The 7362-nt window shown below is 69.8% G+C and carries 4 protein-coding genes and 3 pseudogenes; 3 read left to right on the top strand and 4 right to left on the bottom strand.

Going from position 1 to position 7362, the window contains the following annotated elements; all coding sequences use genetic code 11:
- Window positions 1-36: 36 nt before the first annotated feature.
- Window positions 37-241: pseudogene (locus ABTX62_RS06075) on the bottom strand (sporulation protein); the annotation flags it as partial.
- A 290-nt stretch (window positions 242-531) separates the two neighbouring features.
- Window positions 532-2097: a helix-turn-helix domain-containing protein gene (locus tag ABTX62_RS37860; protein ID WP_502997907.1), complete on the bottom strand. Its 1566-nt coding sequence runs from the start codon at window positions 2095-2097 to the stop codon at window positions 532-534.
- A gap of 259 nt (window positions 2098-2356) precedes the next feature.
- Between ABTX62_RS37860 and ABTX62_RS06060 the strand changes: the two genes are divergently transcribed.
- Complete coding sequence (locus ABTX62_RS06060; protein WP_352115036.1) at window positions 2357-2896, top strand: DUF4232 domain-containing protein; 540 nt, start codon at window positions 2357-2359, stop codon at window positions 2894-2896.
- A gap of 112 nt (window positions 2897-3008) precedes the next feature.
- Window positions 3009-3157: pseudogene (locus ABTX62_RS06055) on the top strand (transposase); the annotation flags it as partial.
- Between the two features lie 182 nt (window positions 3158-3339).
- Here ABTX62_RS06055 and ABTX62_RS06050 read toward each other — a convergent pair.
- Window positions 3340-3939 carry a TetR/AcrR family transcriptional regulator gene (locus tag ABTX62_RS06050; protein WP_352115035.1) on the bottom strand — a complete coding sequence of 200 codons (600 nt, stop codon included), beginning with the start codon at window positions 3937-3939 and terminating at the stop codon, window positions 3340-3342.
- 1004 nt (window positions 3940-4943) lie between these two features.
- A pseudogene (locus ABTX62_RS06045) lies at window positions 4944-5673 on the bottom strand (LamG domain-containing protein); the annotation flags it as partial.
- Between the two features lie 674 nt (window positions 5674-6347).
- Here ABTX62_RS06045 and ABTX62_RS06040 point away from each other — a divergent pair.
- The gene (locus tag ABTX62_RS06040; RefSeq protein WP_352115034.1) at window positions 6348-7352 is read left to right on the top strand and encodes an ABC transporter substrate-binding protein; all 1005 of its coding nucleotides are present in this window, start codon (window positions 6348-6350) and stop codon (window positions 7350-7352) included.
- Window positions 7353-7362 lie beyond the last annotated feature (10 nt).

The raw sequence follows: 7362 nt of genomic DNA, 5'->3' as shown, positions 1-7362 counted from the left end.
GGCGCCTTCGAAGAAGGCGCCGACGAGGACGACGACTTAGGCGGCGACGAAGCCGCCGGCCGCGCCGACGGCGAGTCCGGCCGCGCCCGCGGCGACGGCGGTGCCCATGCCAGGCCCGGAGCGGTGACCGCCATGGTGATCACCGTGGTGGCCGTGGGAGTAGGGGGTGTCTGCGTGCCCGTAGGGGGGCGGGGACGCTGCGGTAGCCATGGCCGGCGACCATCTGGCGGATCCAGGCATCGTCAAAGAAGAACCCGTCGCGTCGCAGCTCAGGTTTCGGATCCCCGCGCCAGTTGGCCGACGACGTCAAGACGGTCTGGCCGCACGCTTACCGTCGCGATCGGCGACGACGACCCGAACCCGGTCTCGCTGTGGGGCGGCCCGTTCACGGCCGTCGAACCGGTCGTCACCAACTGGCACACCTCCGCCGCGGACACGGTGCCCTTCCCCCTGAGGACCGCGAGCACGCCAGTGGGCCGGCCGGACTTCCCGGCCGGCCCACGGCTTGCGGCGCCGAGGCCCGGTTGACGGCTACGGCTGCGGCTGCGGCTGCTTCTCCCACTCGGTGCTGCCGGGCAGGTAGCCGTAGAGCGGACGGCCCGTCATGGAAGCGGTACGGAAGGGTTTTCCGCCGTCCTTGATCTCTATCGTTCCCTGGCGGCCGCCGCTGCTCCACTCCAGCACCAGGTACCACTTCACATCGCGGCTGCTGGTGTGGGCGGTGATGTACAGCACCTCCGGGTCGGACTGGCTGACGCTGTAGGGAAAGCCGCGCTGGCCCCCCTTCGGCCGCACGGCGGGCCGTGGCGAATCGAAGTCCAGGTCGAACTCCCTCGGTTCGATCCCTCCGCCGCAGCCCACCCCCATCACGAACGCGTTCCAGTCCAAGGGCGCGCCCGAGCCGACCACGCGGACATGCAGTGATGTGATGACGACGGCCTTGTCCCCGGTGCCCTGGACGGTCAGCGACACACGATGCCTGCCCGAGGAGACGGCGCCGGCGTCGCTCGCCCATTTCGCGGCATCCTGCAGCGTCGACGGTGGCAGGGGGACCTGGGAGGGTGGCCGGTCGACCAGATAGTGCGTCCCGCAGTAGTTCTCCCAGTCGTGGGCTCGCGCGCTCACCGTCAGCGGCACGGAGTCATCGTCCCGGGCGGCCTCCGGTGCACGGTCCGGGGCCGCGGCGGCACCGCCGCCCGTCGTCGCCGCCGACGCCGACGGCTTCGCGCTCGGCGACTTCGAGGCGGGCGACCGGCTCGGCCGCGCGGAGGGGGACGTGGGCGGGGACGCCACCTCGCGCGGTTCCCGGGAATCGGTGGCCTGGGTCGCGGCCCGCGGTCGGCCGCCCGGGGACGCGCCGGCGTCGATGGTTTCCAGGACCGCCGTCGTCAGGGCGACCACGGCGAGGGCGCTCGCGGCGACCATGACCCGCCGCTTCCGGAAGAAGGAGCGGCGCGGTACCGCATACCGCCCTGGCACCCCCACCTCCGCCGGCGACTCCGCCCCGGTTCCGGTCAGGTCCCCGGTCCCCGATACGGGCCCGGGCACGTCCGCCGGCCCCGGATCCGACGCGTCGGCGGCCCCGGACCCCGGCAGGGCTTCGGCCCTCGATCCCGGGGCGACTCCCGCCCCGGACACCGGCACGGCTCGGTCCCCGGACCCCGGCACCACAGCCGCCGCAGACCCGGGCAGGACGGCCGACTCGGAGTCGGCCCCGGCTCCCGTCCCGGATCCCGCTCTCGCTCTAGATGCACCCTCCGACTCGGAGCCGGGTTCCGCCACGCGGTCCCGGCCCGCGGCCGCCGGCGCCCCTTCCGCCCTGTCCGCCCCGGCTCGCCGGGAGCGCTCCCGTGCCGCGTCGGCCATGACCCACCGACGGTGCAGTTCAACCACTTCCTGCGGGGTCGCCTTGCACACCCGCGCGAAGCGCGAGAGCGACGCGTAGTCGGCAGGTACCCCCTCCCCCTTGCAGTAGCGGTGCAGCGTCGACGTGCTCATGTGCGCCCGCTTGGCCAGAGCTTCGTAACTGAGCCCCGAACGCTGCTTCAACTCGCGTAGAAGCGCCGCGAAATCAGCTGTCTCCTCAGCCGCCCCCACCGGTCCTCCATCTCATTCGACGTCCCACGCATGGGACATTCCCCCTGTTCAGAGCCAGTGCCGCCATCCCAGCGTTCCAAAAGGCCCGGTTGGAATGGCGGCTGGGACGGAGCGTGGCACAGGCTTGGGTCATCCAAGCACGCCGCCCGGCTCAAGGGCGGTGATGCGGATCGCAACCTCCCTTTTCGGCCGCGAATCTGACTGGCCGGCAACCATCGATCGGATCCGGAACCCGATCTCACAAGAAAGCAGTTCACCCATGCGTATCGCACGTCGCTCCACCACTCGCGTGGCCGCCTCCTCCCTGGTCGCCGCCGCCCTCGCACTCGTCGGTGTCCAGGCCACCGCCCACACCGCCTCGGCCGCCACCCCGACGAAGGCCGCCTGCACCACGGAGAACACGAAGCTGACCGTCGAGGACGTCCGCCGGCCCATCAACCACCTGCTGCTCACGGCCACCAACACCGGAACCAAGCCCTGCAACCTCTACTACGCGCCGTACCTGGGCGCCGGCGCCGGCGCCCAGGCTCCCATCCAGTGGCTGGAGTCCAGCAAGCCCCAGGCCGTCGTGACGCTGGCTCCCGGAGAGTCCGGGTACGCCGGCATCGGGACCTCCTCCCCCGACGGCCACAGCGGCCACACCGCCAAGACCCTGGGCGTGTCCTTCGCCAACAGGGAGGCGAACGGCTCGGTCGGCAACGCCGCGACGCTGAACCTGCCCGACGGTGGGACGTACTTCAACAGCTCCGCCTTCGTCACCTACTGGCAGAGCGACGTGTACGACGCGCTGTTCGGCTGAGCCGTCCGGCGTCCCACGGCACCGCGCGTGGTCGCGGTGCCGTGGGACGCGGAGCACGACAGGCGCACCGCGCGCACGGAGCGACTGCACGGGCGGGCACCCGTACTGCTGCCCGTCTTTTGCCTACAGGGGATCGCGGCCGGATCACCGCCGCATCCTGGAGGCCACCGCGTGGAAGTACCGCGCCGGTTCGCCGCGGCGCGACCTGCCGGACGAGCCGGCTCGTTGCGGACCGCTCACCGGCGGCTGATCAGGTGGGCCGTGGTGCATCAACCGGCTCGAGCCTTGGCACGGCCTGGCTCTGCGGACGGACAGGATCGCCCTCGCTTACCGGCCCGCCCGCACTCCACCTCGCAGCCACCCTCACCCCGTCCGCGGGTGACCCGGTTCCACGGCAGCGTCCTGGCACGCTGCCGTGGCCGTGGCCGTGCCACTGAAGCTGATCAGTCGAGGGCATGAGCACGGCAGGTCCGCAGAATCTCGTCGGACAGTTCGGGCCGGACGTGGCGCACGGCTCGGGCGAGCACCATCGCCCCGACCAGCGTGCTGAGCAACAGCACGGCCCGGTCCCGGACCTGGCCTGGAGTGCTCTCCTCGTCTTGCTCACGGGCCAGCTCTGCGGCGAAGCCCGTGAGGTACCCCTCCACGCCGGCCGCGTACGAGCGCTGGATCGTGTCGTTGTGCCGTCCGGCGTCGGTGACCAGCGAGGCGGAGGGGCAGCCGCCGTCCGGGGCGTCGCGGTGGGCGACCGAGAGATAGTCGTCCACCACTCGCCTCAGCGGTGAACCGGCGGGATCGTCCCCTTCCGCAACGGCCTGTTCCAGGACGCCCAGAGACGCCGCGAACGAGGCGCTGCACACCTCGGCGGCGAGATCGTCCTTGGACGCGAAGTGATTGTAGAAGCCGCCATGGGTCAGGCCCGCTTCCTTCATCAGCTCTGCGATCCCGACGGCGTCGATGCCCTGTGCGCGGAACATGCGCCCGGCCGCCTCGACGATGTTCTGCCGATTCCTGGCCTTGTCTTCCCTGGTGATCCGCGGCATGCCCGCCCTCCGGCGTCGGACTGTGATTGACCGTTTCAAGGTTACCCCTCATCATTGTTTTGATGTTTTCCATCATCAAAAGGTGGGGTGGAGGAGCCATGCGCGCTGTGGTGCACGCCCGGCAAGGGGAATCCGCACAGGTACTCACGCTGCGGGAACAGCCCGATCGGCTGCTCCCCGGCGCCGGGGAGGTCCTGGTCCGCATGCTGGTCCGGCCCGTCCATCCGGGCGACCTGGCCGGGGTTGAGGCACTGGCGGGGCCCTCGGAACGGCAGCCGGAGGCCCGGCCCCCCGGCGGAGGGGATGGGCGTCGTCGAGAGCGTCGGGGCTGACGTGCGCCGCGTTCACCCGTTATCGCGCCCACTACCGCGGCGCCGTCATCGCCAACCTCGGCTTCACCCAGGCGAGCGGCAACGAGCTACTCGCACGAGAGCTGGCTGACGCGGTTTCCTTCGGTGCCCCCTTCATCGCCAATCCGGACCTCGTCGACCGGCTCACCCACGGTCATCCTCTTGCCACCGGCAACCACGACACGTACTACGCCGGTGACGCCGAGGGATACACGGACTACCCCACCGTGACCGCCTCCTACTAGGGCTCGGTCAGGTCGGCTGGGTGGTGCGTGTCCTGCGGAGGTTTTCGGCTCCGGCACGGCGCAGGCCGCGGCTCGTCTGATTCCGAGCAGCAAGTGGGCCCTCACCGGGCTCCCGGGCTCGGTTCGCACCGGGTCACCCCGGATGAGGGCCGGGACGCCGGGTGGCTTGCCGCTCGGGCATGCCGGTGCCCTCCCCGCCCACCACGCCCGCTGTTGGGTACGGGGAGGGTGGTGGAGAGGGCACCGGGGTTGGCGGTGTGGGTCAGCTCGTCACGCGGTAGTTGCCCACGCCCGACGGGACCTCGATGATCTGCGTGTCGATGATGCCCTGGCTACCGGGCCCGTCGATGCAGACCTGCGGAGTGGTGATGCTGCGGAAGATGCCCGTGGTGTTCCCGCAGCCTTCGAGGACCTCGCCGGGTGTCAGCGCGCGGTCGTAGACCCGGAACTCGCGCATCTTGCCCTGGAAGAGCTTGTCACTGCTGTAGAGCGACTTGCCGATGTAGTCGGCGGTGGTGGTGCCGGAGCCGATGGAGCCGGGGGTGGTGGTGACCGACGTGTTGCCGGCCACCTCGACGCCGTCCTGGTAGAGGACGCCCGTGGTGCCGGTCTGGGTGTAGGTGACGTGCTTCCAGACCGAGCGCGGCAGCGCGGCGGACGTCCTGGTGTTCTGCTCTGTGGAGAAGGTTCCGGAGGCGATGGCGGTCCGCAGTGAGTTGCCGGTGGCGAACAGGTACCCATGGCCGGCGCCGTCCCTGGTGTTGCCGAAACCGTAGAGGAAGTACGGCGTGGCCCGGGTGGCCTCGATCTGCACGTCCATCGAGACGGTGATCGAGTTCATGCCGCCCATGATGTCGTCCGGCACCTTGATGTAGGTGTCGGAGCCGTCGAACGTCAGTCCCTGCCCTGTGCCCGACCAGCCCGCGGTTCCGTTGCGTCCGTTGCCGGAGGCGTCCACCGCCACGGTGCCCGAGGTGGCGTCGAGTTTGTACCAGAGGACCAGGCCCGCCGGTGGTCTCCGCGGCCCGGGCGGGGGCCGACGGGCCGACGACGCCCACCAGGAGCGAGACGGCGGCGGCCACGGCAGTCAGAACGCCCGGCCGGGTTCTTCGGCGGCCCTGAGGTCTGACGCTGGGCATGGGTTCACGTCCCTGGAAGAAGACATGCCTGACGAGGGAGGGCGAGGCCCGGCCGGCATGCACGATTCCGCCGTTGGACGTCGCGGCGTGAGTCTGAAGGGGCGCGTGAGTCGGCGTCAATACCTTTCGAACAATGTCCGAAGTACCGGACAGCCCCGACCGCTCGGGCCGGTCGCGGCGTCGGCCATGGGAGCGAGACAGCCGAGCGCCCCGCAGTGCCGGATGACGGACCTGCTGCGCGCCCATCACTGCACCGCGTTACCCAAACGTGATGGCCTGCTTTCGCACAACCCCTTGACCAGCAGGAACGGAAGAACGCCATGATGACCACCGCATTCACACGATGCGTCAGGGGTACGGCCGTGGCACACCCGAGCACACGGCAGACCTCCCCGACCCGTTGAGCGGAACCCGCGATCCTCCAACCCGTCCCCCGCCCGAGCCCTCCGCAGCCACCGGTCCGATACCGCGATCATCGGCCCCGGCTCCTCACCGCGCCGCCCCACACCGAACCGCCCCCTCCCTCCCCATGACAGCATCGCCGCATGTTCGACATATCGAACATTGATCGGTCAAGAGAACGTCATTGCTGACGCCGTTCCCGATGGAACGTCAGAAGCGGCCCCACGCAACCGAGTCCACTTCCCGGGCCGGCTCATCGAAGGAGAAGAAACGTGCTCAACAGAAGAAACTTCCTCACCGCGGCGGTCGGCGTGGCGGCTGCGACCGGACTCGCGGCCTGCGCCAAGGACGACGGCAGCACGTCGGCCTCCTCCGGTGGCGGCGCTGAGGCGATCACCCTCGGCTTCTCCCAGGTCGGCTCGGAGAGCGGCTGGCGCAGCGCCAACACCGACTCGGTGAAGTCGGCCGCGAAGGAGGCGGGCTTCTCCCTCAAGTTCTCCGACGCCCAGCAGAAGCAGGAGAACCAGATCTCCGCGATCCGCAACTACATCGCGCAGAAGGTTGACGTGATCGCCTTCTCGCCGGTGGTCGTCACGGGCTGGGACGCGGTGCTCAAGGAGGCCAAGGCCGCGAAGATCCCGGTGGTCCTCACCGACCGCTCCGTGGAGACCTCGGACGAGTCCCTGTACGCGACCCTGGTCGGCTCCGACTTCACGGACGAAGGCCGGCGCGCGGCCCGGATCCTGGAGAAGGTCCTGGCTAAAGCCGGCCACAAGGGGGCGGTGAAGATCGCGCAGCTGGAGGGCACCACCGGTGCCGCCCCGGCGATCGAGCGCGCCAAGGGCTTCAAGGAGGTCATGGACGCGGAGCACAAGGCCGACTGGAAGATCGTCATCAGCCAGACCGGTGATTTCACCCGCGCCGGCGGCAAGCAGGTCATGGCGGCCTTCCTGCAGTCCAACCCGGACATCAACGTTCTCTTCGCGCACAACGACGACATGGCCATCGGCGCCATCCAGTCCATCGAAGCGGCAGGCAAGAAGCCCGGCAAGGACATCCTCATCGTCTCGATCGACGGAGTGAAGGACGGCTTCGTCGCCATGTCCGAGGGCAAGATCAACGCCATCGTCGAGTGCAACCCGCTGCTCGGCCCCCAGCTGATGGAGGTCGTGAAGAAGGTCAAGGACGGCGAGACGGTCGAGCGCTGGATCAAGACCAAGGAGGGCGACTTCATGCAGGACCAGGCCAAGGACGCGCTCCCCACCCGTAAGTACTGACCGACCGCAT

Source organism: Streptomyces sp. NPDC096046 (genome assembly GCF_040303285.1).
Lineage (GTDB): Bacteria > Actinomycetota > Actinomycetes > Streptomycetales > Streptomycetaceae > Streptomyces.
This window is presented reverse-complemented; position numbering and strand designations above follow the sequence as displayed.

What these genes read in the sequence shown, in the direction of transcription:
- ABTX62_RS06050 (WP_352115035.1), bottom strand. Translation starts at nt 3,939, where the DNA reads ATGCCGCGGATCACCAGGGAAGACAAGGCCAGGAATCGGCAGAACATC.
- ABTX62_RS06060 (WP_352115036.1), top strand. Translation starts at nt 2,357, where the DNA reads ATGCGTATCGCACGTCGCTCCACCACTCGCGTGGCCGCCTCCTCCCTG.